At 72.3% G+C, this 25,822-nt stretch carries 24 protein-coding genes and 2 pseudogenes; 13 read left to right on the top strand and 13 right to left on the bottom strand.

Annotated features, from left to right (window positions below; genetic code table 11):
• Window positions 1-74: 74 nt before the first annotated feature.
• Window positions 75-860 (bottom strand): SDR family oxidoreductase, encoded by a 786-nt coding sequence (locus K3769_RS13275; protein WP_267026642.1) that lies wholly within the window; start codon window positions 858-860, stop codon window positions 75-77.
• A gap of 100 nt (window positions 861-960) precedes the next feature.
• On the opposite strand from K3769_RS13275, the gene K3769_RS13270 reads away from it, so the two are divergent.
• Both K3769_RS13270 and K3769_RS13265 read left to right on the top strand, forming a co-directional pair.
• The gene (locus K3769_RS13270; protein WP_267026641.1) at window positions 961-1,800 is read left to right on the top strand and encodes a hypothetical protein; all 840 of its coding nucleotides are present in this window, start codon (window positions 961-963) and stop codon (window positions 1,798-1,800) included.
• 109 nt (window positions 1,801-1,909) lie between these two features.
• A complete protein-coding gene (locus tag K3769_RS13265) occupies window positions 1,910-2,419 on the top strand; it encodes a DUF2165 domain-containing protein (protein ID WP_267026640.1) in 510 nt (169 codons plus the stop codon).
• On the opposite strand, the gene K3769_RS13260 is transcribed toward K3769_RS13265, so the two are convergent.
• A complete protein-coding gene (locus K3769_RS13260; protein ID WP_267026639.1) occupies window positions 2,367-5,753 on the bottom strand; it encodes a tetratricopeptide repeat protein in 3,387 nt (1,128 codons plus the stop codon). The genes K3769_RS13265 and K3769_RS13260 overlap by 53 nt on opposite strands.
• Window positions 5,754-5,961: 208 nt before the next feature.
• Between K3769_RS13260 and K3769_RS13255 the strand changes: the two genes are divergently transcribed.
• Genes K3769_RS13255 through sigJ form a run of 4 tightly spaced genes read left to right on the top strand, consistent with a single transcriptional unit; the run spans window position 5,962 to window position 8,645 of the window.
• Entirely contained in the window at window positions 5,962-6,423 is a 462-nt protein-coding gene (locus tag K3769_RS13255; protein ID WP_267026638.1) for an ATP-binding protein, read from the top strand.
• Between the two features lie 58 nt (window positions 6,424-6,481).
• The gene (locus K3769_RS13250) at window positions 6,482-6,928 is read left to right on the top strand and encodes a hypothetical protein (protein WP_267026637.1); all 447 of its coding nucleotides are present in this window, start codon (window positions 6,482-6,484) and stop codon (window positions 6,926-6,928) included.
• Entirely contained in the window at window positions 6,913-7,716 is an 804-nt protein-coding gene (locus K3769_RS13245) for an SDR family oxidoreductase (RefSeq protein WP_267026636.1), read from the top strand. The genes K3769_RS13250 and K3769_RS13245 overlap by 16 nt, the downstream gene beginning before the upstream one ends.
• A gap of 32 nt (window positions 7,717-7,748) precedes the next feature.
• Window positions 7,749-8,645, top strand: coding sequence for an RNA polymerase sigma factor SigJ (gene sigJ, locus K3769_RS13240; protein ID WP_267031355.1), 897 nt, complete (start codon window positions 7,749-7,751; stop codon window positions 8,643-8,645).
• A 64-nt stretch (window positions 8,646-8,709) separates the two neighbouring features.
• On the opposite strand, the gene K3769_RS13235 is transcribed toward sigJ, so the two are convergent.
• The 3 genes from K3769_RS13235 to K3769_RS13225 form a co-directional block, all read right to left on the bottom strand.
• On the bottom strand, window positions 8,710-9,285 hold the full coding sequence (locus K3769_RS13235; protein WP_372514930.1) for a hypothetical protein: 576 nt from the start codon (window positions 9,283-9,285) through the stop codon (window positions 8,710-8,712).
• A 188-nt stretch (window positions 9,286-9,473) separates the two neighbouring features.
• Window positions 9,474-12,059, bottom strand: coding sequence for a bifunctional FO biosynthesis protein CofGH (locus K3769_RS13230; protein WP_267026634.1), 2,586 nt, complete (start codon window positions 12,057-12,059; stop codon window positions 9,474-9,476).
• A 98-nt stretch (window positions 12,060-12,157) separates the two neighbouring features.
• Window positions 12,158-13,003, bottom strand: coding sequence for an LLM class F420-dependent oxidoreductase (locus tag K3769_RS13225; protein WP_267026633.1), 846 nt, complete (start codon window positions 13,001-13,003; stop codon window positions 12,158-12,160).
• A 191-nt stretch (window positions 13,004-13,194) separates the two neighbouring features.
• Here K3769_RS13225 and K3769_RS13220 point away from each other — a divergent pair, with 191 nt between their 5' ends.
• Window positions 13,195-14,766, top strand: a complete 1,572-nt coding sequence (locus tag K3769_RS13220; RefSeq protein WP_267026632.1) for a CehA/McbA family metallohydrolase — start codon at window positions 13,195-13,197, stop codon at window positions 14,764-14,766.
• A gap of 40 nt (window positions 14,767-14,806) precedes the next feature.
• Here K3769_RS13220 and K3769_RS13215 read toward each other — a convergent pair whose 3' ends face one another.
• The 4 genes from K3769_RS13215 to K3769_RS13200 all read right to left on the bottom strand — a co-directional run bounded on the left by K3769_RS13215 (window position 14,807) and on the right by K3769_RS13200 (window position 17,896).
• Window positions 14,807-16,627, bottom strand: a complete 1,821-nt coding sequence (locus K3769_RS13215; protein ID WP_267026631.1) for a protein kinase domain-containing protein — start codon at window positions 16,625-16,627, stop codon at window positions 14,807-14,809.
• 260 nt (window positions 16,628-16,887) lie between these two features.
• The gene (locus K3769_RS13210) at window positions 16,888-17,127 is read right to left on the bottom strand and encodes a hypothetical protein (protein WP_267026630.1); all 240 of its coding nucleotides are present in this window, start codon (window positions 17,125-17,127) and stop codon (window positions 16,888-16,890) included.
• Between the two features lie 215 nt (window positions 17,128-17,342).
• Complete coding sequence (locus tag K3769_RS13205) at window positions 17,343-17,624, bottom strand: hypothetical protein (RefSeq protein WP_267026629.1); 282 nt, start codon at window positions 17,622-17,624, stop codon at window positions 17,343-17,345.
• Window positions 17,621-17,896 carry a hypothetical protein gene (locus K3769_RS13200; RefSeq protein ID WP_267026628.1) on the bottom strand — a complete coding sequence of 92 codons (276 nt, stop codon included), beginning with the start codon at window positions 17,894-17,896 and terminating at the stop codon, window positions 17,621-17,623. Before K3769_RS13200 ends, K3769_RS13205 begins: the two co-directional genes overlap by 4 nt.
• A gap of 673 nt (window positions 17,897-18,569) precedes the next feature.
• On the opposite strand from K3769_RS13200, the gene K3769_RS13195 reads away from it, so the two are divergent.
• From K3769_RS13195 to K3769_RS13185, 3 genes are read left to right on the top strand one after another with little or no spacing between them, the layout of a single operon-like run.
• Complete coding sequence (locus tag K3769_RS13195; protein WP_267026627.1) at window positions 18,570-19,421, top strand: helix-turn-helix domain-containing protein; 852 nt, start codon at window positions 18,570-18,572, stop codon at window positions 19,419-19,421.
• Between the two features lie 11 nt (window positions 19,422-19,432).
• Window positions 19,433-19,681, top strand: a complete 249-nt coding sequence (locus K3769_RS13190) for a DUF397 domain-containing protein (protein WP_267026626.1) — start codon at window positions 19,433-19,435, stop codon at window positions 19,679-19,681.
• Complete coding sequence (locus K3769_RS13185) at window positions 19,671-20,066, top strand: nitroreductase/quinone reductase family protein (RefSeq protein ID WP_267026625.1); 396 nt, start codon at window positions 19,671-19,673, stop codon at window positions 20,064-20,066. Before K3769_RS13190 ends, K3769_RS13185 begins: the two co-directional genes overlap by 11 nt.
• A gap of 9 nt (window positions 20,067-20,075) precedes the next feature.
• Here K3769_RS13185 and K3769_RS13180 read toward each other — a convergent pair.
• Window positions 20,076-20,499, bottom strand: a pseudogene (locus K3769_RS13180) (TetR/AcrR family transcriptional regulator); the annotation flags it as partial.
• A pseudogene (locus tag K3769_RS13175) lies at window positions 20,483-20,725 on the bottom strand (SDR family oxidoreductase); the annotation flags it as partial. The pseudogenes K3769_RS13175 and K3769_RS13180, both read right to left, overlap by 17 nt.
• Before the next feature lie 122 nt (window positions 20,726-20,847).
• Here K3769_RS13175 and K3769_RS13170 point away from each other — a divergent pair.
• The 3 genes from K3769_RS13170 to K3769_RS13160 all read left to right on the top strand — a co-directional run bounded on the left by K3769_RS13170 (window position 20,848) and on the right by K3769_RS13160 (window position 22,474).
• Window positions 20,848-21,870 (top strand): aldo/keto reductase, encoded by a 1,023-nt coding sequence (locus tag K3769_RS13170; protein ID WP_267026624.1) that lies wholly within the window; start codon window positions 20,848-20,850, stop codon window positions 21,868-21,870.
• 77 nt (window positions 21,871-21,947) lie between these two features.
• On the top strand, window positions 21,948-22,178 hold the full coding sequence (locus tag K3769_RS13165; protein WP_267026623.1) for a Clp protease/crotonase-like domain-containing protein: 231 nt from the start codon (window positions 21,948-21,950) through the stop codon (window positions 22,176-22,178).
• The gene (locus K3769_RS13160; RefSeq protein WP_267026622.1) at window positions 22,175-22,474 is read left to right on the top strand and encodes a type II toxin-antitoxin system PemK/MazF family toxin; all 300 of its coding nucleotides are present in this window, start codon (window positions 22,175-22,177) and stop codon (window positions 22,472-22,474) included. Before K3769_RS13165 ends, K3769_RS13160 begins: the two co-directional genes overlap by 4 nt.
• A gap of 66 nt (window positions 22,475-22,540) precedes the next feature.
• Here the strand turns inward: K3769_RS13160 and K3769_RS13155 are convergent, their stop codons facing one another.
• On the bottom strand, window positions 22,541-24,007 hold the full coding sequence (locus K3769_RS13155) for an aldehyde dehydrogenase family protein (protein ID WP_267026621.1): 1,467 nt from the start codon (window positions 24,005-24,007) through the stop codon (window positions 22,541-22,543).
• Window positions 24,004-25,734, bottom strand: coding sequence for an N-acyl-D-amino-acid deacylase family protein (locus K3769_RS13150; RefSeq protein WP_267026620.1), 1,731 nt, complete (start codon window positions 25,732-25,734; stop codon window positions 24,004-24,006). Before K3769_RS13150 ends, K3769_RS13155 begins: the two co-directional genes overlap by 4 nt.
• Between the last annotated feature and the right edge of the window lie 88 nt (window positions 25,735-25,822).

Here is a 25,822-nt window from a genome sequence, read left to right as displayed (position 1 = left end):
ATAGTTCTGCTTACTGACCTCGGTTCATGTCCCTGAACGTTTTCGATCGACGTGGCGAACGGGACAAGTGGGCTCTACCGCATCAACTCCCCCGCGTTGACCAGCAACGACTGCCCCGTGATCGCCCGCGCCCGGTCCGAGGCCAGAAACACCGCGGCATCCGCCACGTCCGAGTCCGTGGCCAGCTCGGGCAGCGCCATCCGCGAGGTCAGCCGCTCCAGCACCTCCGCCTCCGGCACGCCCTCCGTGTACGCCGTGAACTGCACGTACGCCTCCACCGGCGGACCCCACATCCAGCCCGGCAGCACGGTGTTCACCCGGATCCGGTCCGGCCCGAGCTCCCGCGCCAGCGAGTACATCGCACTGGTCAGCGCGCCCTTCGAGGCCGCGTACGCCGCCTGGCGCACCTGGGAGGGTGCGGCGACGGACGACTGCGTGCCGATGACGACCACGGAGCCGCCGCGCTCCTTCAGCCCGGGCAGACAGGCGCGGGTCATCCGCAGCGTGCCGAGCAGGTTCACGTCGAGCACGGCCTGCCAGGTGGTGAAGTCCGCGTCCTGGAGGCCGCCGAAGTAGCTGTCCCAGGCGGCCACGTGGACGACCGCGTCGAGCCGCCCGAACCGCTCCCGGGCGAGCGCCGCGAGCGCGTCGCACTGACCCTCGTCGGTGATGTCCGTGGCCCGGTACGCCGTGTGCGCGCCGGTCGGGTCGAGTTCGGCGGCGGCCTTGGCGAGGTTCGCCTCGGTGCGCGCCCCGAGCACGGCGTTCCCGCCGTCGCGCACGACGGCCGCCGCGACCTGGTGACCGAGCCCGGCCCCGACCCCCGACACGACGACGGTCCTGCCCTGGAGCAGTGACATTGCGGCCCTCCCGGCTCTGGCGATCGAACTGACGGTCCGTCAGAGTAAGGGCGTCCGGCAGATGACGGAAGAGAACGCGACGCGGTGGAAGGGGAGCGCCATGCTCGACGACACGCGCAGCGAGGTGTACGGGGAACTGGCCGCCGTCGGTCCGTACGGGGTGCGTCCCGGCCATGCGCTGATCACGATGGTGGAGCCGCATCCGGGGCACGAGTACGCGTACAACCGCTGGTACGAGGACGACCACTACTACGCGGGCGCGATGGCGATGCCGTGGATGTACGCGGGGCGGCGGTGGGTGGCGACCCGCGATCTCCAGCTCCTGCGCCGTCCCGAGAAGTCGGCGGTCGCGGAGCCGGTCACCGCCGGGTGCTACCTCTCGACGTACTGGGTCACGGAGGGCCGCTACGACGACCACATGAAGTGGACCGTGGGCATCAACAAGCGGCTGAACAGGGACGGCCGGGTCTACCAGGACCGTACGCACGTCTTCACCGCGTTCCAGGACCACGAGGCGACGGTGTACCGGGACGGGGCCGCCGGGCCGCGCGACTTCCACGCGCTGGACCATCCGTATCAGGGGCTGGTGCTTCAGGTCGTCGACGCCGAATCGGGCGAGCGGCGGGCCGAGTTGCTGGAGTGGCTGCGCTCCCGGCACCTTCCGAAGCGGCTCACGGGCTCCCCCGCCGCCATGGTCACGGTCTTCCGCCCGACCCCGCTGCCCGGTGACCGCATGACGTACGTCAAGCAGGTCGAGGGGGTCGATACGCGGCTGACACTCCTGTGGTTCCTGGAGGCGGATCCGCGGGAGTGCTGGGAGGAGTACTTCACCGGGCTGGAGGCGCCGGTGGCCGCAACGGGCCTCGGGCGGGTGGAGTTGGTGGCGCCCTTCATTCCCACGGTGCCGGGGACCGACCGGTACGTCGACCGCCTGCGGTGAAGCGGGTGCAGCGGGTGCAGCGGAAAATTCGGTGGTCCGCGTGGCGTGCATGGTGTCGAGTGTCAGGTGTTCCGTTCGGCAACACACCTGACACCTAGGGGACTTGAGGATGGCGGCAGCACGGGCTCTACCGATCACCGCGACCCTGCTCACCGGCACGGTCGCGCTCTACATCACGCTCGTCGCGTTCGGGAACATCACCGACTTCGGCACGAACCAGCAGTTCGTCCAGCACGTTCTGGCCATGGACACCACCTTCAAGGACGACGACCTGATGTGGCGGGCCGTCGAGTCCGAGGCGCTTCAGAACGCGGCGTACGTCGCGATCATCGTGTGGGAGACGGTGGCCGCGCTCGTGCTGATCCTCGGCACGGTTCAGTGGGTGCGGCGGGACGTCGCGCGGGCTCGGCGGACCTCCACGGTGGGGCTGCTGATGCTCATGCTGCTCTTCGGCGCGGGGTTTCTCGCGATCGGGGGCGAGTGGTTCGCGATGTGGCAGTCGGAGGACTGGAACGGGCTGGACGCGGCAATGCGGGTGTTCCTGCTCAGCGCGGTCGTGCTGATCGTCATCCACCTTCCCGTGGACCGGGGAACAGGGGTGGACGGTGGCGGGACCTGATCTCGTCGCGGGCCCTTGTCGCCTCCGCCAGCAGGGGAGCGATGCGGGACGCGTCGGCCCCGGGGGAGGCCAGGAGGTCCTTGAGGATCAGGGTGAGGGTGGCCAGGTCGTCCCAGTCGAGGGGTGAGGTCAGAAGGCCGGTCAGGGCCTCCTGCGCGGCGGCCGGGTCCGAGAGGGCGCAGGCGAGGAAGCAGCGGGCCTGGGCGCGTTCCAGGTCGCCGAGCGCGCTGTCCTCGGCGGGCAGTTCGGCGTCGGCGCGGATCAGGGTCGCCAGTTCCCGCCAGAGGGGTTCCGCGGCCGGCAGGCCCTCCGACCCGCTCACCGTCATCGCCAGTTCGAACGTGCCCGGGATCGGGGCCGTCGCGCGCAGCCGCTCGGCCGTCCGGCGTGCCTGCGGCCACTGCCCGGCCTGGCGGTGTGCCTCGCAGCGCAGGTCGTCCAGGTCGTCCGCGTCGTCCGCCGCCGCCAGCCGTGCCGTCGCCTCCTCCCAGCGCTCACACTGCGTCAGCAGTTCGACGGCGGTGCGGCGCGCCCAGGCCGCCTGCGAGGCGGGTTCCAGTCCGGCGCAGCGGTCCAGGTCGGTGAGGGCCTGTTCGGTCCGTCCGGTCGCCAGGCGGACCCGGGCGCGCATGGCGTACGTCCAGCTGTCGTCCGGGCTCAGTGTCAGGGCGCGGGAGAGCGGGCCGAGGGCGTCCTCGTACCGCCTCATGAGGAGGTAGGTGCCGCCGAGGCCGGTCAGTGACGCCTCGTCGTCCGGGCTGCGGTCCAGTACGCGGCGGAAGACGGCGACCGCTTCCTCGTACCGGCCCTCCTTGGTGTACTCCGCGGCCAGTTCGTGGCTGATCCAGTCGGCGTCGGGGGCCGCGGCCACGGCTCGCTCCAGGGACCCGAACATGGCCGGCCGGTCGCCGAGTCCGTCCTTCGCGCGGGCCGTCATCACCAGCGCCCACGCGTAGTCGGGCCGCAGTTCGACGGCTCGGCCGAAGTCGGCCAGGCCCTCCTCGTGACGGCCCAGGTCGCACAGGGCGGCGCCGCGGCTCGCCAGCGCGGAGGCGTAGTCGGGGGTGAGGGCGAGCGCGCGGGTCAGTTCGGCGACGGCCTCCTCGGGGCGGTCGGCGAGCCGGTAGGCGTCACCGCGTTCCGAGGCGACCCAGGCGGCGTCGGGCGCGACCCGGACCGCCCGGTCGAAGTCGGCGAAGGCCTCGGCCGGTTCGCCCCTGGTGCGGCGCAGCCGGGCCCTGCGCACCAGCGCCCAGGCGTTGTCCGGGTCGAGGGCGAGCGCCCGGTCGAAGTCGGCGAGCGCCTCGTCGTACCGCCCGAGTGCGTGCCGGCTCACGGCCCGGCCGGTCAGCGGATCGGCGTCGGCCGGGACGAGGGCGACAGCGCGGTCGAAGTCGGCGACGGCTTCCGCGAAGCGGCCCGCGAGCCGGTGGGTCTCCGCGCGCCCGGCGAGGATCCACCAGGTGCCGGGGGCCAGTTCGTCCGCCCGGTCGAGGGCGGCCAGTGCCGCCGGGAAGTCGTCCAGCAGCTGGAGGGTGTAGCCGCGGCCGTAGTGCGCCCAGGCGAGCCGGGGGTCGAGTTCAAGGGCCCGGTCGTACTCCTCCATGGCCCGGTGGTGCTCACCGCCGTAGCGCAGTTCCCGGCCCCGCAGTGTGTGCGCGAGGGCCCGGCACGCCGGGTCCGGGCCGGGGTGGGTCAGCAGCAGGGCCATCGCGCCGGCGATCCCGGCCGAGTCGTCGTCGAGGGCCTGACCGAGCCGCGCGCCCCACGCGGCGAGGTCGGTGTCGTCCGTGTCGTGGCCCGCGTCCGCCAGCATCCGCGCCCAGCCGCGGCCCAGGACGGCGTCCTCGCGGCAGGCCTCGACCAGGGCCCGCAGCGCCGCGCCGAGCGCCGCGGGCGGGCGGGCGCAGAGCAGGTGGTAGGTCTCCTCCAGGCGCAGTTCGCGCCACTCCTCGTCGGCCCACAGGTTCTCGCCCTCCCGCCCGGCTTCGGCCTCCGCCCGCCAGCGGGCGAACGTCTCCGCGAGCCGCCGGTGCCGGCCGGCCCACTCCCGCCGGGAGCGGCGGCGCTCCAGCCGCAGCATCGGGGCCCGTACGACGTCGTGGTACCGCACGCGGGTCCCGCGCTCGCCGACGAACGGCAGCCCGGTCAGCCAGTCGTACAGCTCGTCCGGATCGCCCGCCCCGTCCAGGCCGCCGTCCGGGCCGCCGACGAGGGCCCGGAAGACGTCCGCGTCCAGTTGCCGGGGCAGCGCGCAGACGCGGGCGACCTGGCGGCGGGTGTCGTCGGCCTCCCACTGCAGGAAGCGGTTGACGGCTCCGGCGCTGGGGTCGCCCACGTCGTCCGGGTCGCCGGGGCGGGTCTCCGCGAGCGTCGACACGAGGACGGGCAGGCCGCCGGTGAGGCGCAGCACCTCCTTGACGACCGGTTCGGCGACGACCCCCTTCCCGGCGAGGAGCCCGCGCGACTCGGACTCGGTGAACGGTGCCAGCGGCACGTCCGCCACGGAGCCCACGCCGCTCCAGCGCGCGGTGTCCGGCGGGCGTTGTCCCGCCGTGACGACCAGGACGGCGGCGGGCAGCCCGCCGTCCTCCGCGTGCCGGGTGACCAGGTCGTACAGCCACGGGTCCAGGAACGGGCCGGTCCGTTCGTACGTGTCGAGGAACAGGACGATCCAGGGGTGGGCGGAGGCCGCCGCACGCAGTTCGCGGAGCAGGACGGGGGTGAGGACCCTCTCCGGGGACAGGACCAGTTCGATGTCGTCGGGGTTGCGGAAGCGGGCGCTCAGACCGGCGCGCAGCCGGTCCGCGCCCTGGGCGAGCAGATCGGCGGGCAGGGCGCTCGTGAGGAGGCCGGCGCCCGGTACGGCGGCCTCCACGGCGGCGAGGCCGAGCCCGACGGCGGTCCTGCTTCCGGCGGACGCGGGCTGCGGCTGCTGCTGTTCCGGTGCCAGGGCGGCGAGGGCGGCGGCCTCCGCCTCGTGCCGGCGGTCCCGGTACACGGCGAGCCGCCGCTCCAGCTCCTTGAGCCTTCGCCCCTGATCGGCGAACTGACGGCACATCTCGGCCATCGCCTCCGGCACACTGCCGGCCCGCTCGTCGACGTACGCGGTCAGCGCGCCGCGTTCGCGGGCGAGCTGGCGCAACTCCTGGATCAGGAAGGTCTTTCCGACACCCGCGGTGCCGTGCACATGGAAGCGGAAGCGCCGCCGGGCGTCTCCCACGGGGAGGTCGAAGTTCGTCAGGAACGCGGCCCGTTCGGCGTCCCGTCCCACGAATCCGGCGCGGTTGCCCTGCTGGATCAGCTCCTGCCACGACGGCCCTGCCTGCGCCACCGGTCCGCCTCCTCGCCATGCCGCCGGGTCGTGTACGGGTCCCAGTGTGGATCAACTCGGCCCCTGAGGCCCAGCAGTTGGCGGGCGGGGCGCCGCAAGGTGACGCCGTGCCGTCTCGACCGCTCGGCCGGTGGCTGCCAGAGTCAGATGAAGCGCACCGTGTCAGGAACCGGGCCGGGACGGGCGAACACGAAGGCGGGCCGAGGCCGTGGAGTCAGTCGACGGTGGGAACGGATCGGACGCGCGGGTCAGCTCCACCGTCATGGAGCTGAGCGGTGACACCTCGTGCATCGCCGCGGCGCGTCGCCTCGCGGCCGACTTCCTCTCCCGCGCGGGCCCCGAGCAGCACGTGGCCGTCTCCGACCATGCCCTGGGCCTCACCCAGCTGGTCGTCAGCGAACTGGTCACCAACGCCCGCCGGCACGCTCCCGGGCCCGCGCTGATGGAACTGCGCCTCGCGGACTCCACGGTGGAGGTGACCGTGCAGGACAGCGTTCCGGTGCGGCCCACCATCCACGCCTTCGACCCGGAGCGCATCGGCCGGCACGGCCTGGAGATCGTCGCGGCCGTCGCCGACGACTTCTACGTCCAACTCGAACCGACCGGCAAACGCGTCACCGCGCATATCTCCCTGAACGACACTCCGGCTCCCGGGCCGCGGCAGCCCTGAGCGGCCGGGCCGGACCTGCCCCGCCTCACACTTTCGCGGGCTGTCCCGTCAGAGAGGTATGAACACGAGAATCCGGTACGCCTCCCTGGGCTTCCTGGGCGTGACCGCGCTGTACACCGGAGGCTGGGCCTACTTCGCGCCACGGGAGTGGCATGCCGGTTTTCCCGGCTTCGGGATGAGCTGGCTGCCCCAGCTGGGCCCCTACAACGAACACCTCGCCAAGGACGCCGGGGCGATGTTCCTGGCGCTGGCCGTGCTCACGGCGATCGCGCTGCGTTCCGTACGGAACAACCGGCTCGTGCAGACGGCCGGTGCGGTGTGGCTCGTCTTCAACGTGCTGCACCTCGGCTATCACATGCGGCATCTGGGCATGTACGGCACGCGTGACCAGGTCCTCAACGTCGTCGCGCTGACGGCCCTGGTGCTCGCGTCGGCCGTGCTGCTCATGCCGGTACCGGGGAAGCCCGCACCGTCCGAGGGAGGTTCCTCATGCGTGTCGCGGTAGCGGGCGGGACCGGGCTGGTCGGCGGGTACGTCGTCCGGGAGCTGACGGCGGCCGGGCACGAGCCGGTGGTACTGGCCAGGTCCCGGGGGGTCGACCTGGTGACGGGTGCGGGGCTCGACGCTGCCCTGGCAGGGGCCGAGGCGGTCGTGGACGTCAGCAATCTGGAGACGACCCGCGCCAGGACGGCGATCGCGTTCTTCGACAGCGCCGGACGCCATCTGCTGGACGCCGGCGCCCGGGCCGGCGTACTGCACCACGTCGTCCTGTCGATCGTCGGCCTCGAACGTGTCGGCCTCGGCTACTACCAGGGCAAGCTGCGGCAGGAGGAGCTGGTCACGAAGGGCGGAACCGGGGGCAACAGGGACGGGGCCGGGGCCGTTCCGTGGACCGTGCTGCGGGCCACGCAGTTCCACGAGTTCCCGCTCCAGGTGCTGGGCCAGGTGCCCGGCCCGTTCGCCGTGGTGCCCCGGATGCGTACGCAGCCGGTGGCGGCCCGCGAGGTCGCCCGGCATCTCGTGGAACTCGTCCTCGGATCGCCGCGGGGCAGGGCCCCCGAGCTGGCCGGGCCCCGGGTCGAGGAGCTGGTCGACATGGCGCGGCGGGTGCTGCGGGTCCGCGGGCGGCGCCGGCTGCTCCTGCCGGTGAAGATGCCCGGCGGGGCGGGCACTGCCATGGTCGAGGGGGGCAACCTGCCGACCGGGTCCGCCGGACCCCGTGGCCGCCAGACCTTCGACGAGTGGCTGGCCGAGTACGCCGGGCAGGGTGAGAAGGAGGTACGGGGCGAGTGAGCGGTGGCGGCGGTCCCGGGCTCGGGGACCTCATGACGGAGCGGCGGCGGCTGCTCGGGCTCGGCTACCGCATGCTGGGCTCCGTGCAGGACGCCGAGGACGTCGTCCAGGAGACGTACGCCCGCTGGTACGCCCTGTCCGAGGCCGAGCAGGAGGCGATCGTCGCGCCGCTGGCCTGGCTGACCCGGGTCGCCTCGCGGATCTGCCTCGACCAGCTGGCCTCGGCGCGCGTCCGCCGGGAGCGCTACACCGGCGAGTGGCTGCCCGAGCCCGTCCGGGGCGGCGCGGCCACCTGGGGCGGCGGGGGCGGAGGGGGTGCCGGGGACGGCGGTGATCCCGCCGACCGCGTCACGCTCGACGAGTCGGTGAGCATGGGCATGCTGGTGGTGCTGGACTCGGTCACGCCCGCGGAGCGGGTGGCCTTCGTCCTGCACGACGTCTTCGGGGTGCCGTTCGCGGAGATCGCGGAGACCGTCGGCCGCTCCCCCGCGGCCTGCCGCCAACTCGCCACCTCCGCGCGGCGGCGCCTCGCCGAGCGGCGGCCCGTCGGCGCCACGACGAAGGAGCACCGGCGGGTCGTCTCCGCGTTCCTCGACGCGTGCGGGACCGGCGATCTCGACACGCTGGTCGCCCTGCTGGATCCGGCGGTCGAGGCGCGCAGTGACGGTGGGGGCAAGGTCCGCGCGGCCCTGCGGCCGGTCGTCGGGCCGGACAAGGTGGCCCGGTTCCTGCTCGGGCTGCTCCGCAAGGAGCCGGGTCTCGACGTCGTGGAGGACGACGTCAACGGCTCTCCCGGCGTCGCGGTCCGGATCGCCGGGACGACCGTCGCCGTCGTGGGTGTGGGCGTCCGCGCGGGCCGGGTCAGCGATCTGTGGCTCGTGGTCAACCCGGACAAGCTGCACGCGTGGACCGACGCCGAACCGGGCTGAGCGCCTGGTGGGGGACGGCGTCCGGGACCCCCGGCCGGGAGCCCTCCGGGGGCGGCGTCCGGGCCTACTTCACGACCGCGACCGTCGTCCCCGCCGTGCCGAACTTCCACACCGCGGCCCCGTCCGCCGCCTTCATCCGGACGCCGCCCGTCGTCGCGCCCGACGCGGGCGGCGGCGGGGAGGAGCCGTCGAGGGCGTTGGAGAAGGCGACGTTGACGCCGGACGCCACGGCGAAGTAGACGATGTTCTCGATCTCCACGCCGTCACTGCCGGTCGCGGCCTCGCGCCGGGTGCCGACCGTGTACGTACCGGGGTCCGGGCTCACCGTCCCCTGCCACACCTTGAACGTGCGCCGGGGCGCGTCGCTCGCGTCGACCAGCCACACCCGCTTCTGCCCGAGGGAGTAGACGATCCGCCGTCCCGTGCCGGAACCGTCCGGCACGGCGACCGGCTCGGACTCGTCGGGCTTCGCCGAGGGCTTGGGGCTCGCCGAGGGACTGCTCGTCTTCTTGCTCGCCGACGCGGTCGGCTGGGGCCCGTCCCCGGCCTTGACGGCCAGCACGGCGACCATGACCAGGGCGGCGGCGGTCAGGCCGGTGACCCAGGCCCACGAGGGAAGCCGTCGGGCAGGCACGGGCACGCATCTCCTCAGCTCTGGCTCACCCCGTCGGAGACACCCCGCCGGAGGTCCGATCATCCTACTCCGACGGGGAACTCCCTCCGGAACCGGCGGCTCGCCCGCCCTCTGTGCGGAACGGCTGCACGGAACGGCTGCACGGAACGGCTGTGCGGAACGGCTGCACGGAACGGCTGTGCGGAACGGCCCGTCTACTCCAGAACCGGCAGCAGCTCCGGCAGATGCCCGTCGGAGACCGCCGCCGCCCGCTGCCGCTCCTCGGGCACCTCCCCGTACAGCGTGGTCCGCGGCCTGGCCGGACGGCCCGCCGCCTCCGCCACCGCGATCAGGTCCTTCACGGACTTGTACGAGCCGTAACTCGACCCCGCCATACGGGAGATGGTCTCCTCCATCAGCGTCCCGCCGAGGTCGTTGGCGCCCGAGCGCAGCATCTCGGCCGCACCCTCCGTGCCCAGCTTCACCCAGCTGGTCTGGATGTTGGGGATGTGCGGGTGGAGCAGGAGCCGGGCCATCGCGATCACCGCGCGGTTGTCGCGGGTGGTCGGGCCGGGCCGGGCGATCCCCGCCAGATAGACCGGCGCGTTGGTGTGGATGAACGGCAGGGTCACGAACTCCGTGAAGCCGCCGGTCCGCTGCTGGATGCGGGAGAGCGTGCGGAAGTGGCCGAGCCAGTGGCGGGGCTGGTCCACGTGCCCGTACATCATGGTGGAGGAGGACCGGATGCCGAGTTCGTGCGCGGTCGTCACGACCTCGATCCAGGTCGCCGTCGGGAGCTTGCCCTTGGTGAGGACCCAGCGGACCTCGTCGTCCAGGATCTCGGCGGCGGTGCCGGGAATGGAGTCGAGGCCCGCCTCCTTGGCGGCCGTCAGCCACTCGCGGACGGACATACCCGTACGGGTCGCGCCGTTGACGACCTCCATCGGCGAGAAGGCGTGGACGTGCATGCCGGGGACGCGTTCCTTCACCGCCCGCGCGATGTCGAAGTACGCGGTGCCCGGCAGGTCGGGGTGGATGCCGCCCTGCATGCAGACCTCGACGGCCCCGACGTCCCAGGCCTGCGCGGCACGGTCGGCGACCTGGTCGAGGGAGAGCGTGTAGGCGTCGGCGTCGGTGCGGCGCTGGGCGAAGGCGCAGAACCGGCAGCCGGTGTAGCAGACGTTGGTGAAGTTGATGTTCCGCGTGACGATGTACGTGACGTCGTCGCCGACGGCCGACTTCCGGACGTCGTCGGCGATCCGGCAGAGCGCGTCGAGCGCCGGGCCGTCCGCGTGGAGCAGGGCCAGTGCCTCGTCGTCGGTCAGCCGGGTCGGGTCGTCGGCCGCGGTGGCGAGGGCCGCCCGTACGTCCGTGTCGATGCGCGAGGGGACCATCCCGGGCGCCGCCGCCTCCCGCAGCGACTCCCAGTCGCCGTACACGTGGTCGTAGTCCTCGCGCCGGTCGGAGGTGCGCCCCTCGGTGTCGATGGACGCGTGCAGATCCGTCCGCCCCGACGAGGTGAACGCCTCCTCGGGCTCCTGCCACGGGTGGCCCTCCACGACCGCGTCCGGCACGGCGAGCCCGGTCTCCGGGTCGGCGAGGGCCCGTACGTGCGGGAGCAGGCGCGGGTCCAGCCACGGCTCGCCGCGCCGCACGAACTCGGGGTACACGCAGAGCCGTTCGCGCAGTTCGAAGCCCGCCTCGGCCGACTGCTCGCGCAGCAGGTCGATCTGGGGCCAGGGGCGCTCGGGGTTGACGTGGTCGATGGTCAGCGGCGAGACGCCGCCCCAGTCGTCGATCCCGGCGCCGATCAGCCGCGCGTACTCGGAGTCCACGAGGTTCGGCGGTGCCTGGAGGCAGGCGGCGGGGCCCATGATGTGCCGGGCCACGGCGACCGTCGCGATCAGCTCGTCGAGTTCGGCGTCCGGCATGCCGCGCATCGCCGTGTCCGGCTTGGCGCGGAAGTTCTGGATGATCAGTTCCTGGACGCCGTGGTAGGCGCGGGAGACGCGGCGCAGTGCGAACAGGCCGTCCGCCCGCTCCTCGTACGTCTCGCCGATGCCGATCAGCAGCCCGCTGGTGAAGGGGACGGAGGAGCGGCCGGCGTCCTCCAGGACCCGCAGCCGGACCGCCGGCTCCTTGTCCGGGGAGCCGTGGTGGGGGCCGCCGGGCTCGCTCCACAGCCGGGTCGCGGTCGTCTCCAGCATCATGCCCATGCTCGGCGCGACGGGCTTGAGCCGCTGGAAGTCGGTCCACGACATGACGCCCGGGTTGAGGTGCGGCAGCAGGCCCGTCTCCTCCAGGATCCGGATGGAGATGGCCCGCACGTAGGCGATCGTGTCGTCGTAGCCGTGCGCGTCGAGCCATTCGCGGGCCTCGGGCCAGCGGTCCTCGGGCTTGTCGCCGAGGGTGATCAGGGCTTCCTTGCAGCCGGCCGCGGCGCCCTTGCGGGCGATGTCCAGCACCTCGTCGGGGGACATGAACATGCCGTGCCCGGCCCGGCGCAGCTTGCCCGGGACGGTGACGAACGTGCAGTAGTGGCACTTGTCCCGGCACAGCCGGGTGAGCGGGACGAAGACGCTCTTCGAGTACGTGATCACGCCGGGGCGGCCCGCCGCGGCGAGGCCCGCGTCCCGCACCCGGGCGGCGGACGCGGTGAGGTCGTCCAGGTCGGCGCCGCGCGCCTGGAGCAGCACGGCGGCCTCGGTGACGTCGAGGGCGACGCCGTCGCGGGCGCGTTTGAGGGCGCGGCGCATGGCGTTCTCGGTGGGCCCGGTTCCGGAGGTCGCGGAAGTCGTCATCCTTCGAGCATACGATCGCAGTGATCAGGCATTACCGGTGTGCCGCGTCACAAACGACACACCGGCGCCATCCCGCGGAGGCGACGGGCGGGGGCGTCCTACAGGTACGGCGCGAACTCGTCCAGTACCCGCAGGACCTCCCCCTCGCCGGCCGGCGGCAGCTGCAGGACGACCTCCTCGACGCCGAGGTCCGCGTAGTGCGCGAGCTTTCCGGCGCCGGGCAGTACGGCGTACGGCACGATTTGGAGGTGGTCGGGGTCGCGGCCCGCCTCGGCCCACGCGGCCCGCAGCACGGGCAGCGACTCGGTGAGGCCCCGGCCGCCGATGGGCAGCCAGCCGTCCGCGTACTCGGCGATGTGCGCGAAGAGCTTGGGTCCGGCCGCTCCCCCGATGAGCGTGCGCGGCCCGACGAGCGGTCCGCGCGGCTTCTGCACGGGCTTGGGGTACGCGTGGCTGGCCCGTACGGAGTCGAACCGGCCCTCGTAGGCGGTCGGTTCGGGCGACCACAGGGCCCGCATCAGCGCCATCCGGTCGCGGCCCAGCTCCCGCCTCGTACGCCACTCGACGCCGTGGTCGGCGGATTCCTCGACGTTCCAGCCGAAGCCGACGCCGAGGGTGAAGCGGCCCCCGGAGAGGTGGTCGAGGGTCGCGACCTGCTTGGCGAGGTCGATCGGGTCGTGCTGGGTGACGAGGGTGATGCCGGTGCCGAGCGCGAGGCTTTCGGTGACGGCCGCCGCCTGGCCGAGGGCGACGAAGGGGTCGAGCGTGCGGGCGTACTCGGGCGGCAGTTCACCGCCCATCGGGTACGGAGTGGTCCGTTCGGCGGGGATGTGGGTGTGTTCGGGCAGATAGAGCCCGGCGAAGCCGCGTTGCTCCAGCTCACGGGCGAGCCGGGTCGGAGTGATCGTCTCATCGGTGAGGAAGATCGTCACGGAGATGCGCATGCCCCATCTCTACCGGCAGGAGGTTCAGGTGTCCATACCGACCGGTCGGCACCCTAAATGCGTCGTACGAGTGCTCTGTCCCCGAAAGCTGTCGATCCCCTTCCCTTGCCCCGGAGTTCACGGCTGAATACGAGGGTGTCCGGTACCACTCCTGCACCACCCATGCACGCACGACACCGGGAGCAGCAGACATGTGCGAGGACGAACACCACGGCGTCGGCAGACGCGCCCTGTTCGTGACGGGGGCCGCCGCCGCGCTTACGTTGGGGAGCGTGACCTTTCCGAGTGAGGCGGCCGACGCGGCCGATGCGGCGGGCGCGGCAGACGGTCCCTCCGGTCCGGGCGGATCCGTGACCCGTACCGTGCGCGGCACGCTGCCCACCGGCTCGCCGGACTTCGTGTACCTGCCCGTCGAAGTCCCGTCCGGGGTACGGGAGATCAAGGTCGCGTACACCTACGAGCGGCCGGCCGTCCCGGCGGGCACCGCGGGCAACGCGCTCGACATCGGGATCTTCGACCAGCACGGCACCGAGCTGGGCGGGCGGGGTTTCAGGGGCTGGTCGGGCGGCGCGCGCACGGAGTTCTTCATCCGCGCGGACGACGCGACCCCCGGCTACCTCCCGGGGCCGGTCCGCGCGGGCACCTGGCACATCGCGCTGGGCCCCTACACGGTGGCTCCGCAGGGCCTCGCGTACGAGGTCACCATCACGCTGACGTACGGCGAACCGGGCGAGACGGTGAAGCCGGTGTACCCGCCGTCACGGGCCAGGGGGCGCGGGCGGGCCTGGTACCGGGGCGACTGCCATCTGCACTCCTGGTACTCCGACGGCCGCCGCACCCCCGCCGAGATCGCGGCGCTCGCGCGGGCGGCGGGCCTGGACTTCATCAACACCTCCGACCACAACACGCACTCCGCGCACGCCCACTGGGCCGACCAGGCCGGCCCGCACCCGGACGGTGAGCTGCTGATCCTGCTGGGCGAGGAGGTGACGACGAGGAACGGTCACGTCGTCGCGCTCGGCACGGACCCGGGCACGTTCGTGGACTGGCGCTACCGGGCCCGCGACAACCGCTTCGGCAAGTACGCGCGCCGCATCCGCCAGGCGGGCGGTCTTGTCGTCCCCGCCCATCCGCACGCCACCTGCGTCGGCTGCAACTGGAAGTTCGGCTTCGGCGAGGCGGACGCGGTCGAGGTGTGGAACGGCGCGTACGGGCCCGACGACGAGGTGTCGCTCGCGGACTGGGACAGCATGCTGGTGGCCTCCGTCCGGGAGGGCCGCGGGAGCCGGGACTGGATTCCGGCGATGGGCAACAGCGACGCCCACCGCGATCCCGACCCGGTCGGCACCCCGCAGACGGTCGTCCTCGCCGACGAACTGTCCCGTGCGGCGATCCAGGAGGGCATCCGCGCGGGCCGTTCGTACGTGGCCGAGTCGAAGGCGGTGTCGCTGTCGTTCTCGGCGACCGGCCCGAAGGGTGAACACGCGGGCATCGGCGGCCGGTTGAAGGTGGCCGGCGACGACCCGGTCACGGTCCGCCTGGACGTGTCGGGCGCACCCCGCTGCACGGTCCGCTTCGTCACGGACCAGGGCGTCCTGCACACGAGCGCCGTCCTGCCGGTGGCGGGCTCCGGCACGGTGGAGTGGCGTACGACGGCCCAATACGCGGCGTACGTGCGCGCGGAGGTACGGCACGAGGCGGCGGCGGGGCCGGTGCCGGGGGCGCTGGCCGCGTTCACCAACCCGATCTTCCTGGGCCGGTAGCAGCCGCCCGCGTCCGTCCCTCGCCACCTCCCCGCCCGCGTCAGGAGGCCCCGTTGCTCCGGGCCTCCTCGATGCGGTTCTGCTGCATGGAGGTGAGCCGCCGGACGAAGAACACCGCCAGCACGGTGCTCACGACCCCCGCGACGATCGACATCTCCGCGGTGATGATGTCCTCCTGCGCGCCCGAGACGGTGTCGTTCGAATACCAGGTGCTGAACGATTCGTTCAGGGCCGCCAGCATGTAGGCGACCCAGCACCACCACCAGGTGTGCATCAGCCACCGTGCGGCGCCGCGGGCCTGTCCGGCGGTGGCCGTCCAGATGTCGTTGGTCATCTGCTTGGGCATGAAGAGGTTGACGACCGGGATGAACCAGGCGCCGGCCGCCATGCCGGGTGCGAAGCGCAGGCGCACGGGCGCGAAGGCGTCGGCGTTGTTGCGCATGCGCTGGAACCACAGCGGCCACAGGATGACCAGTCCGAGACCGATCAGCAGCTCCAGGAACTCGACCCCGTCCGTGGCGAACTGCAGCACGTCGTAGTCCTGGACGACTCTCGGGTCGGCCTCCCCGTCCTGCCCGTCGAGCACGACGAAGGTGTACGCGAGAACGGCGCCCCGGATCAGCAGGGGCACGACGTAGAGGCCGAGCACGAGGGACAGCGCCGTGCCCAGCGCACGGGCCGAGCGGGCCGGCGGACGCGGCGAGAAGTAGTGCGGCGAGGGGCGCAGACTGCCGGGCGGGGGGCTGCCCGCGTGGAGGCTGCCGGGCGGGGGGCTCTGCTGCCAGGGGGGCGGGGACGGGTGGTGGGCGGGGTCGAAGGGGACGGGCGGCCCGAACCCCTGGACCGGGGCATGGGCCGGTGCCTGCCCGACTCCGCCCGGCGGGGTCTCCACGGCTCCGGCCGCCGGGGCCGGTGCGGCGAGTACGTGGCTCTGCAGGCGCTGCGGGCTCTGCGGGTCCTCGCTGTTGAGGAGCTGCACGGCGTGCCGGCCCAGCTCGGCCAGCACCTCGCCCGGCAGCCACGCGCCGCCGGCGTCCTCCATGCTCTCGATGCGCGCCAACAGGGTTTCGAGGGAGGGCCGTTGGGAGGGATCCTTCACGAGACACCAGCCGACCAGCTGGTCCCAGGGAGCCGGAAGTCCTGTCAGGTCCGGTTCCTCGCTGGCGATCCGGTAGAGCAGCGAGTGGATCCCGCCCTCGCCCGTGCCGAACGGCAGCTTGCCCGTAGCGGTGTACGCGAGGACGGCGCCGAGGCAGAAGACGTCACTCGCGAACGTCACGCGCTCGCCGCGGACCTGCTCGGGCGACATGAAACCGGGCGAACCTACGAGGGCGCCCGTCATCGTCAGCCCGTCGGTGGACTGCAGGGCGGGGTCGAGGGCGCGGGCGATGCCGAAGTCGATGACGCGGGGGCCGTCGATCGTCACCAGGACGTTGGACGGCTTGAGGTCGCGGTGCACGAGCCCGGCGCCGTGGATGGCCTGGAGGGCGCGGACGAGCCCGATGCCGAGGGCCCGTACGGAGTTCGCAGGCAGCGGGCCGTACTGCTTGTCCACCACTTCGGCGAGGGAGGGCCCGGCGACGTAGCCGGTGGCGACCCACGGGGTGGGCGCGTCCGTGTCGGCGTCCAGGACGGGGGCCGTCCACTCGCCGCCGACGCGCTGGGCGGCCTTCACCTCCTGGGCGAAGCGCCGCCTGAAGTCGGGCTTGCGGGCCAGCTGCTCCTGGACGACCTTGACCGCGACCGTACGGCCCCGGTCGGAGCGGGCCAGGTACACCCGCCCCATGCCGCCCTCGCCGAGTCTGCCGAGCAGTCGGTAATTGCCTATCCAGCCCGGATCGTCCGGGGCCAACCCGTCCATGCGTACTTCCTCAATCCCCGACACCCACCGAACCGCCGCCGAGTCCCCGCCGACGCCTTCGCAGCGAGGATAGGAGATACGACGGCAGTGGCGCGCCCGAACCCTGGGTCTGTCGGGGGCACTTGTGCCGGGCGGACAGGTGCGGCGCCGCCCAAGTCCCCTGTGCCGGGCCGGTCTTCGCGGGCGGTGCGGTCGGGTGCCGTCGCGGAGGCGGGCGGCTTCCCGGACCGGTGCGGCGTCGGCGCTGCGGGTCGATCCGGCTAGAGCACGGGCATGCCGGGAATGCCTGGCGGCGTCCCGTTGCCCGAGTCGCGGAGGCGGGGAGCCCACGCGATCACCGCGTCACGCCCGAGCGCCGCCACCGAGACGACGACCACCCCGGCGATGCTCGATCCGTCATGGACGACCCCCGCCGCGATCAGGGCGATGGCACCCGACGCGTTGACCGTCCCCAGGCTCACACCCATCCGACGGATCTTGACAGTGAAGTACTCGGCCATGGCCCTCAGCTTCCGTGTAGTCGCGCTTACCCGAAACGCTAGGGCGGCCTTCGCAGGGGCAGACGACTTTCCGCACGACCCGCCACTGTGCGGGCGAATGCTGTAAAGTCCCCGCGCTTTTGGCAAACCCGACCTCACCCGTCCGAGTGAACGGATTACGTTCCCCTCCGGATGAGCCGGGTCGCCGGTATGCGACGTCCGTCGGACCGCGCCGCTCAGTCCACCACCTGTGGATCGCGGAAGTAGTACACGACGGTCACTCCGAGGCCGGGTGTGTGCGTGTACACGACGGTGACCGCCTCGGCGGAGTCCCGGGCGAGGGGAGTCGTATAGGTGTACTCCACGGACGGAGGCCGCCAACCGGGGATCTCCCGACCGACCGTCGGATCGCGCCCGATGAGCGCGAGCGCGTCCAGGGCCACTTCCTGCTCGCCCTCCGTGAGATCGACGAACGCCTTCCTGGCGGGCTCCGCCTCCTCCAGCGGGACTTCGCTCATGGGCCGCCGTCCCCGGGACGCGCGTCTTCGAGGGCCGCCATGATCTCCGGCGAGTTCCTGATCCGTACGCGGTGACGGTAGGCCCGCACCACGGCTGCGGCGCCCGCGAAGTCGTCGGTCGGCGAAGCTCCTATGGCGGCTGCCAGCTCCTCTTCGAACCGCTCCCGATCACCGGGAAACCCGTAACGGCTGAGCGCGCTGCGCAGGTCGTCCACGGTCCGGATCTCGGGCTTGGGCATCGTTCCCCAGCCGTACTCAGGCTGTGCGCTCATGATCTGCTCCTGACGGACAGGCGTGGCTCCACCTCCCAGTATGGTGCCGCCTTCGCGAGGCGGACAGCTCGCGCTGTGCGCGCGAGCCCGCGCCGGCACGCTCACCGGTCCGTCGTTTCGTGGCCGCACTCCGCCCACAGGAGTTTGCCGCCTCGGGCGGATCCCAGGACGGGTGCGCCCCAGTTGTCCGCGCACGCCTGTACGAGGTGGAGGCCGCGGCCGTTCTCGGCGGTGTGCGGTGTTGCGCGAGCCGGTCCGGCTCCGCCGAGCGGACGCGGAGGGCGTACGGGCCCCGCGTGTGCAGGTGGGCGTTGGTGAGCAGTTCGGAGGCGAGCAGTTCCGCGGTGGGGGTGAGACCAGCGAGGTCGTGCGCGGCGAGGACGGTTCGAAGAGTTGCGCGGGCGATACCCGGTGCGCGTGGATCGTGCGGGAGTTGGAGGGTGTACGCCCAGGGCGGCGATACGGTGGCCATGGGAGTCTCCGATCACGCGTGGGGGTTGAGTACGGGCCCCAGTGACCGTGTCGCTCCGTCGAGCGGGGTGCTTCTGGGTGATGGCGCCTGAGACACAGAATAGGGGCCCACCAAAGTCGCTTTGCGTGATTCCAAGAGAATCCATACAGAATCGCTCGTGTGGGTGAAGACGCCAACATGAGTTGCCACAGGAGGAGTTGCATGGCGGACAGGCCAGCACCCACGGCCCGCCGCAGTCGCGTTGCCGTCGAGCTGCGCAAGCTCCGTGAACGCGCGGGGATGACCACCACCGAGGCCGCGCGCCAGCTGGGCACAAGCACGGGGCAGCTGAGCAACGTGGAGTCGGCCCGCTTCGGCGTGAGCGCCGACCGGATCCGGGCCATGGCCTGCACGTACGACTGCTCGGACCAGGAGTTCGTCGAAGCCCTGGTGACCCTGGCGGGCGACCGCACACGCGGGTGGTGGGAGCAGTACCGCGGCGTCCTCTCCGCCGGGCTGCTCGACCTGGCCGAGCTGGAACATCATGCGACGGGCCTTCGCACCGCGTTCACCGCGCACGTGCCGGGCCTGCTGCAGACCAATGAGCACGCCCGCGAGATCTTCCGTCATGTGATCCCCGCGCCCACACCGCCCGAGGTCGAGCACCGTATCTCGTACCGGATCAAGCGCCAGGACGTCCTGTACCGCGCGGACCCGGTCCCGTACCGGACGGTGATCCACGAGGCGGCCCTGCGCATGAAGGTCGGCGGACCCGAAGTGGCCCGTGCGCAGCTGGAGCATCTGCTCGACATGAGCGAGCGCGAGCACGTGACGATCCGGGTACTCCCGTACGACGTGGGCGCCTTTCCCGGCTCCGGCCAGTCCATCAACTACGCCTATGGGCCGGTGCCGCGCCTCGACACCCTGCAACTGGACCAGTTCCACGGGCCCGTACTCCTCGACGCCGAAGCCCATCTGGACAAGTACAGGCGCCTGCTTGACGTCGTGGAGACGATGGCTCTGCCGCCGGAGAAGTCACGGGACTTCATCCACGGCATCACCCGACACCTGTGAAGGGACCCGCGATGACCGCCAGCGCTAGGCAGAAGTCGTCCCACTGCGGACAAGGCGACTCGTGCCTCCACGTGGCCGAAACGTGGCAGAAGTCCTCCCTCTGCCAGGAAGGCGAAGCCTGTCTACACGTGGGGGTTGCCGCGAAAACGATTCGCCTCACCGAGAGCGGTGATCCCCGCGGAGCGATACTCGGGGCCTCCCCCGGGGCCTTCTCGGCGCTGCTCAGTGTGGTGAAGGGGCGGGGGCGGCATGGGGCGTGAGCGGGATCTGCGGTTTCGGGTTGTCACCCGGGTTCAGCGGTATCTGGCGAACCCCGTGAGCCGGCGGCTGCCGTTCCACACCCTCGTGGAGACCACCGGGCGTACCTCCGGGCTGCCCCGGCGGACGCCGGTCGGGGGGCGGCGGGTCGGGCGGGCGTTCTGGTTCGTGTCCGAGTACGGCGAGAAGTCGCAGTACGTGCGGAACATCCAGGCCGACCCGCGCGTACGCGTCCGGGTCGGCGGGCGCTGGCACCACGGCACTGCCCACCTGATGCCGGAGGACGACCCGCGCGCCAGGCTCGCCTCCCTGCCGCGCGTGAACAGCACGGCCGTCCGCCTCGTCGGGACGAACCTGCTGACCGTGCGGGTCGATCTGGCCGACTGAACCGCCGCCTCAGGCCGGCCCGTTCGACAGGCGGTCCAGCCACTCCGTGAGCAGCGCGCCCTCGGCCCGGGTGAGGGCCGGGGGCGGGGACTGCTGGAGGAGTGCGTTCAGGTGGGCGGCCGTGGAGGGGACGTGGGGCTAGGCCGGTTCGGCAGCCCCCCCTCCCTCGCGCGCTGTCGCCGCCGTCACGTCCGGCGTGAACACCGTCGCGTGGACCGCGTCCCGCACCCGGCGCGACACCGACTCGTCCGTGAACGTCGCCGGGCGCGAGACCAGCATCAGGGCCACGCCGACGTTCGCGGACATGATCATCTGGGCCGCCAGCTCAGGGCGCGATCGTCACCTTGCCCTGCGCGGCGGCCCGTTGCAGGTCCGAGGTGAGGATGCGGTGGGCCTCCAGCGCCGCCGCCGGGGGCGTACGCATGGCGGGCGAGCCCCAGCACGCTGGTGGAGGAGTTGAGGATCGCGCCGCCCCCGCGCAGCCGACGCGCGGCCTGCTGGTCGACGACGAAGGTGCCGCGGATGTTGCTGCGGTGCATGCGGTCCAGGGCGTCGAGGTCGGTGTCGACGAGCGGGGCCAGGGTCATGACGCCGGCCGCGTGCACGACGACGTCGATCCCGCCGTACGTCGACTCGGCGGCGTCGAAGAGTGCCGCGACCTCGTTCAGGGCACCGCAACGAGGCGGCTTGCGAAGCGGAACAGCGTTCCGTATATTTACCGGAACAACGCTCCGCTTATCCGCGAAGGTGGCGGAGCACCCCGACATCCGGAGGAACAGCCATGCAGTACCGCACTTTGGGCCGCACCGGTGTGCAGGTCAGCTCCCTCGCACTCGGCGCGATGAACTTCGGCAGGATCGGGCGCACCACCCAGGAGGAGGCCACCGCGATCGTCGACGCCGCGCTCGAGGGCGGGGTCAACGTCATCGACACCGCCGACGCGTACAGCGCCGGGGAGTCCGAGGAGATGGTCGGCAAGGCCGTCGCGGGCCGCCGGGACGATCTCGTGCTGGCCACGAAGGCGTATCTGCCGATGGGCGAGGAGCGCAACCGCCGGGGCGGTTCGCGCCGCTGGCTGATCACCGCGCTGGAGGACAGCCTGCGGCGCCTGGGTGTCGACCACGTCGACCTCTACCAGGTCCACCGGTGGGGCCCGGCCACCAGCGACGAGGAGACCCTGTCGGCCCTGACCGACCTGCAACGCGCGGGCAAGATCCGCTACTTCGGCTCGTCCACCTTCCCGGCGTACCGGATCGTGCAGGCGCAGTGGGCCGCCCGTGAGCACCGCCTGGGCCGCTACGTGACCGAGCAGCCGGCCTATTCGATCCTGCAGCGCGGCATCGAGACGCACGTCCTGCCGGTGACCGAGGAGTACGGGCTCGGAGTGCTGGCGTGGAGCCCGCTCGCGTCGGGCTGGCTGTCGGGGGCGATCCGGGAGGGCCGGGAGGTCACCACGAGCCGGTCGGCGTTCATGCCGCAGCGCTTCGACACCGCCGTGCCGTCCAACCGGGCCAAGCTCGACGCGGTCGAGCGGCTGGCCGAGGTCGCCGACGAGGCCGGGCTGACCATGATCCAGCTCGCCCTCGGCTTCGTGACCGCGCACCCCGCCGTGACCAGCGCGCTCATCGGCCCCCGCACCCTGGACCATCTGCACTCGCAACTGGCCGCCGCGGACACGGTCCTCCCGGCCGACGTACTGGACGCCATCGACACGATCGTGGCCCCGGGCACGGACCTGGCCCCCGACGAGAAGAACGACACCCCGCCGTCCCTGCTGGGCCCGGCCCTGCGACGCCGCCGCTGAGCGGCGGCTCATCGGCCCGGCGTCGCCCTGCACGATCGTTCGCATGAGACGGGCCACACACTGCGTATGATGGTGGCATGACGGTGAACATGACGATGAGCCTGCCCGATGACGTAGCCGCCTATGTGAAGGCCAAAGGGAACGCCTCCGCTTACACCGCCCGGATACTGCGCCGACAGATGCTGGCCGAAGAGCTGGAAAAATCCGCGCGGGTACGGTCCGAGGCGGGGATAGTGACCACCGTGGCGGAGCCCGCCGAGAGCGAGGACGCCACCCTTGAGCGCTGGGCGCGGGTGGCGGGCCGGTGAACCGAGGGAACGTCTACCAGCTGTCCTTTGCCGGCGGCCCCGCCCATGTCCTGGTGATCTCGTCCGACGCCCTCAACGCTCAGAACAAGACCGCGACCTGCGTGCTGATCTACCCGCAGCAGGTTCGTGAGGCGACGCTCGTCGACATTCCGGTCGGCGCACCCTCGTCGGGCACGATCGTGCTGGGCGAGTTCCGCACGCTGTCCGTGTCCCGGTTCACCGAAGATCTGGGGCCGGTGGACGAACGCGTCATGGAAGCCGTCGAGATCGGCCTCCGCGCTGTCTTCGACCTGTGACCCGGGGCGCAGGCCCTCGTCCGTGAGCGCATCCGTGCCCGGCGGTGCGGAAGCGAGGGGGCGCCGTCAGCCCGGCCACACCAGTGACTGGAGTTCCGCGTACGCGTGCAGGGCGTACGAGCCGACGTCCCGGCCCACTCCGCTCTGTTTGAAGCCGCCGAACGGGGCCTCCATGTTGCGGCCCACCGTGTTGACGCCGACCCCGCCGGCGCGGAGGCGGGCCGCCACGCGGAAGGCTCGGGACACGTCGCCGGACCAGACGTAGTCGATCAGGCCGTAGTCGCTGTCGTCGGCGAGCGCGACGGCCTCCTCCTCGTCGTCGAAGGGGACGACCACGACCACCGGGCCGAAGATCTCCTCGCGGACCACCCGCATGTCGGCCGTGCAGTCCGCCATCAGGGTGGGGGCCACGTAGAAGCCCCGGTCGAGCGGCGGGCGTTCGCCGCCCGTGACCACCCGCGCGCCCTCCTTGCGGCCCAGTTCGACGTACGACTCGACCCGGTCCCGGTGGGCGGCAGAGATCAACGGGCCGACGACCGTGGACGGGGCTCGGGGGTCGCCCACCGGCAGACGGCTCGCGTAGGCGGCCAGTTGGGACACCAGGCGGTCGTAGATCGGGCGCTGTGCCAGCACCCGCGTCGGGGCCGTGCAGATCTGGCCGCTGTAGAACGAGAACGTCGTTCCGATGCCCCGCACCGCCGACTCCAGGTCCGCGTCCTCGAAGACGATCGCCGCGCCCTTCCCGCCCAGCTCCATCAGCTGCCGTTTCATCCCGCGTCCGCACACCTCGGCGATCCGCCGGCCGACCGCCGTCGAACCGGTGAAGCTCACCATGTCGACGTCGTCCGAGTCGACGGCCGCCTCCCCCGCCTCCGCGCGCGAGCCGGAGACGACGTTCACGACCCCCGGCGGTACGCCCGCCGCCTCCAGCGCCTCGGCCATCCGGTAGACGGAGAGCGGGTCCTGCGGGGCGGGCTTCACGAGGACCGTGTTGCCCATCGCGAGCGCCGGGGCGATCTTGCCCGCCGGGTTCGCCCAGGGGTTGTTGTACGAGGTGATGCAGGTGACCACGCCCACCGGACGGCGTACGGCGAGCGCGCCGAGCACCGCGGCCCCGCCGAACGGGCCCGCCTCGTTGATCTGCGGGGGCAGCGGCACCTCGACGGGCTCCACGCGCGCGTACCGCTGGAAACGGGCCGCGCCCACCCCCACCTGCATCCCGCGCGCGGTCCCGGTCGTGGCGCCCGTCTCCGCCTGCGCCAGTTCCGCGTACGGGAGAAGGTTGCGCCGGATCTCCCCGGCCGCCCGGTGCAGGATCGCCGCCCGTTCCTCAGGTGTCGTACGCGACCACGTCCGGAAGGCCTCGCGGGCCGCGCCTGCCGCCGCGTGCACCTGATCCCGCGAGGCCTCCGGCGCCAGCCCGACGACCTCCTCGGTCGCCGGGTCGATCACCTCGTAGTGGCCGCCGTCCGGCTCCACCCACGAGCCGCCGATGAACAGCCCCCGCACAGCGGAGACCGGCGTGCCCGTCACTTGGTGCTCACCGTGCGCGTGTCGCGGCCCGACCTGAGCACCTTGCCCGGTACGGCCCCGGTCACCACGTCGTCGCGTATCGACTCGACGCCGTTGACCCACACGGCCGTGATGCCGATCGCCTTGGAGTCGAGGCGCGGGCTGTCTCCCGGCAGGTCGTGCACCAGGGTGGCCTTGCCGGCGTCGATCCGTTCCGGGTCGAAGAGCACGAGGTCCGCATGGAAACCCTCCGCGATCCGTCCGCGCCCACGGAGCCCGAAGAGCTGTGCCGGATCGTCCGTGAGCATCTTCACCGCCTGCTCCAGCGTGACGAGTTTGCGGCCCCGCAGGCAATCCCCCAGGAACCGGGTCGTGTACGGCGCCCCGCACATCCGGTCCAGATGGGCGCCCGCGTCCGAGCCGCCGAGCAGCACGTCCTCGTGCCGCCACGTCTCCTGGCGCAGGGTCCACGAGCCGGGGTCGTTGTCGGTCGGCATGGGCCACAGCACCGTACGCATCACGTCATTGGCGCAGATCTCGACGATGCACTCGAAGGGTTCCTGGCCCCGCTCGGCCGCGATGTCCCGTACGACGCGGCCGGTGAGGCCCTCGTTCTGCGCGCTGTAGGTGTCCCCGATGACGTACCGGCCGAAGTCCGCGAGGCGCCGGAAGACGCCCGCCTCCTTGGATTCGGCCCGCCGCAGCATCCCGGCGCGGACATCCGGGTCCCGCAGTTTCTCTATCCGCTCGGGCACCGGGAGGCCCAGGATCTCACCCCAGCCGGGGATGAGGTTGAGGGCGCAGAAGGTGCCCAGCGACATGTTCATCGGCGTGAGGATCGGCATCGTGAGCGCCACGATCCGCCCGCCGGCCTTACGGGCCCGCTCGCTCGCCGCCAGCTGCCGCGGGACGCGCTCGGGCACGGCCGCGTCGATCGTCAGGACGTTCCAGTTCAGGGGCCGGCCGGCCGCCGCGCTCATCTCCACGAACAGGTCGATCTCGTCGTCGCTGAACTGGTCGAGGCAGCCCGCCACGATCGCCTCGATCTGGGTGCCCTCGCGCTCGCCCACCGCCCGGGACAGGGCGAGGAGTTCGGCGGGTCCGGCGTGCCGGGAGGCGACGGGCCTGCCGTCGCCGTCGGAGTGCGTCGACGACTGGGTGGTGGACAGCCCCCAGGCCCCGGCCTCCATCGCCTCGTCGAGGAGCGCGACCATCTCCGCCAGCTGCTCCTGCGTGGGCTGCCCGCCCACCGCGTCCGGACCCATCACGTACCGCCGCAGCGCGCAATGCCCCACCATGAAGCCCGCGTTGACCGCGATCCGGCCCTCCAGGGCGTCGAGGTACTCCCCGAAGGAGTGCCAGCTCCAGGGCGCGCCCTCCTCCAGGGCGACCAGCGACATGCCCTCGACCTTGGACATCATCCGCCGCGTGTAGTCGGCGTCCTCGGGCCGCGCGGGGTTCAGGGGGGCGAGCGTGAAACCGCAGTTGCCGCCCGCGACGGTCGTCACGCCGTGGTTGAGCGAAGGCGTCGCGTACGGGTCCCAGAAGAGCTGCGCGTCGTAGTGCGTGTGGGGGTCGACGAATCCGGGGGCGAGGACGAGCCCGGCGGCGTCCTCGGACGTGCGGGCCTCCTCGGTGACCGCCCCGACGACGGCGATCCGCCCGTCCCGTATCCCGACATCGGCGACGAAGGAGTCCCCGCCCGACCCATCGACGACGGTCACACCTTTGATGAGATGGTCAAGCACGACAACCCCTTCCCTCCCTGTCACCTTCTGGCTTGCGGCAGGCACACCCGCCAAGGGGCGCGGGGCCGTGTCGCTATGCGGCTCCGCC

The sequence above is a fragment of the Streptomyces ortus genome, from assembly GCF_026341275.1.
In the GTDB taxonomy this organism is placed as follows: Bacteria; Actinomycetota; Actinomycetes; order Streptomycetales; family Streptomycetaceae; genus Streptomyces; species Streptomyces ortus.
Note: the sequence above shows the minus strand (reverse complement) of the source record. Positions and strands in the feature narration are given on the sequence as shown.

Excerpts from the sequence above, each read along its gene's own strand:
- K3769_RS13275 (WP_267026642.1), bottom strand. The coding sequence starts at position 860 with ATGTCACTGCTCCAGGGCAGGACCGTCGTCGTGTCGGGGGTCGGGGCC.
- K3769_RS13270 (WP_267026641.1), top strand. The coding sequence starts at position 961 with ATGCTCGACGACACGCGCAGCGAGGTGTACGGGGAACTGGCCGCCGTC.
- K3769_RS13265 (WP_267026640.1), top strand. The coding sequence starts at position 1,910 with ATGGCGGCAGCACGGGCTCTACCGATCACCGCGACCCTGCTCACCGGC.
- K3769_RS13250 (WP_267026637.1), top strand. The coding sequence starts at position 6,482 with ATGAACACGAGAATCCGGTACGCCTCCCTGGGCTTCCTGGGCGTGACC.
- K3769_RS13245 (WP_267026636.1), top strand. The coding sequence starts at position 6,913 with ATGCGTGTCGCGGTAGCGGGCGGGACCGGGCTGGTCGGCGGGTACGTC.
- sigJ (WP_267031355.1), top strand. The coding sequence starts at position 7,749 with ATGACGGAGCGGCGGCGGCTGCTCGGGCTCGGCTACCGCATGCTGGGC.
- K3769_RS13230 (WP_267026634.1), bottom strand. The coding sequence starts at position 12,059 with ATGACGACTTCCGCGACCTCCGGAACCGGGCCCACCGAGAACGCCATG.
- K3769_RS13225 (WP_267026633.1), bottom strand. The coding sequence starts at position 13,003 with ATGCGCATCTCCGTGACGATCTTCCTCACCGATGAGACGATCACTCCG.
- K3769_RS13220 (WP_267026632.1), top strand. The coding sequence starts at position 13,195 with ATGTGCGAGGACGAACACCACGGCGTCGGCAGACGCGCCCTGTTCGTG.
- K3769_RS13215 (WP_267026631.1), bottom strand. The coding sequence starts at position 16,627 with ATGGACGGGTTGGCCCCGGACGATCCGGGCTGGATAGGCAATTACCGA.
- K3769_RS13210 (WP_267026630.1), bottom strand. The coding sequence starts at position 17,127 with ATGGCCGAGTACTTCACTGTCAAGATCCGTCGGATGGGTGTGAGCCTG.
- K3769_RS13205 (WP_267026629.1), bottom strand. The coding sequence starts at position 17,624 with ATGAGCGAAGTCCCGCTGGAGGAGGCGGAGCCCGCCAGGAAGGCGTTC.
- K3769_RS13200 (WP_267026628.1), bottom strand. The coding sequence starts at position 17,896 with ATGAGCGCACAGCCTGAGTACGGCTGGGGAACGATGCCCAAGCCCGAG.
- K3769_RS13195 (WP_267026627.1), top strand. The coding sequence starts at position 18,570 with ATGGCGGACAGGCCAGCACCCACGGCCCGCCGCAGTCGCGTTGCCGTC.
- K3769_RS13190 (WP_267026626.1), top strand. The coding sequence starts at position 19,433 with ATGACCGCCAGCGCTAGGCAGAAGTCGTCCCACTGCGGACAAGGCGAC.
- K3769_RS13185 (WP_267026625.1), top strand. The coding sequence starts at position 19,671 with ATGGGGCGTGAGCGGGATCTGCGGTTTCGGGTTGTCACCCGGGTTCAG.
- K3769_RS13170 (WP_267026624.1), top strand. The coding sequence starts at position 20,848 with ATGCAGTACCGCACTTTGGGCCGCACCGGTGTGCAGGTCAGCTCCCTC.
- K3769_RS13165 (WP_267026623.1), top strand. The coding sequence starts at position 21,948 with ATGACGGTGAACATGACGATGAGCCTGCCCGATGACGTAGCCGCCTAT.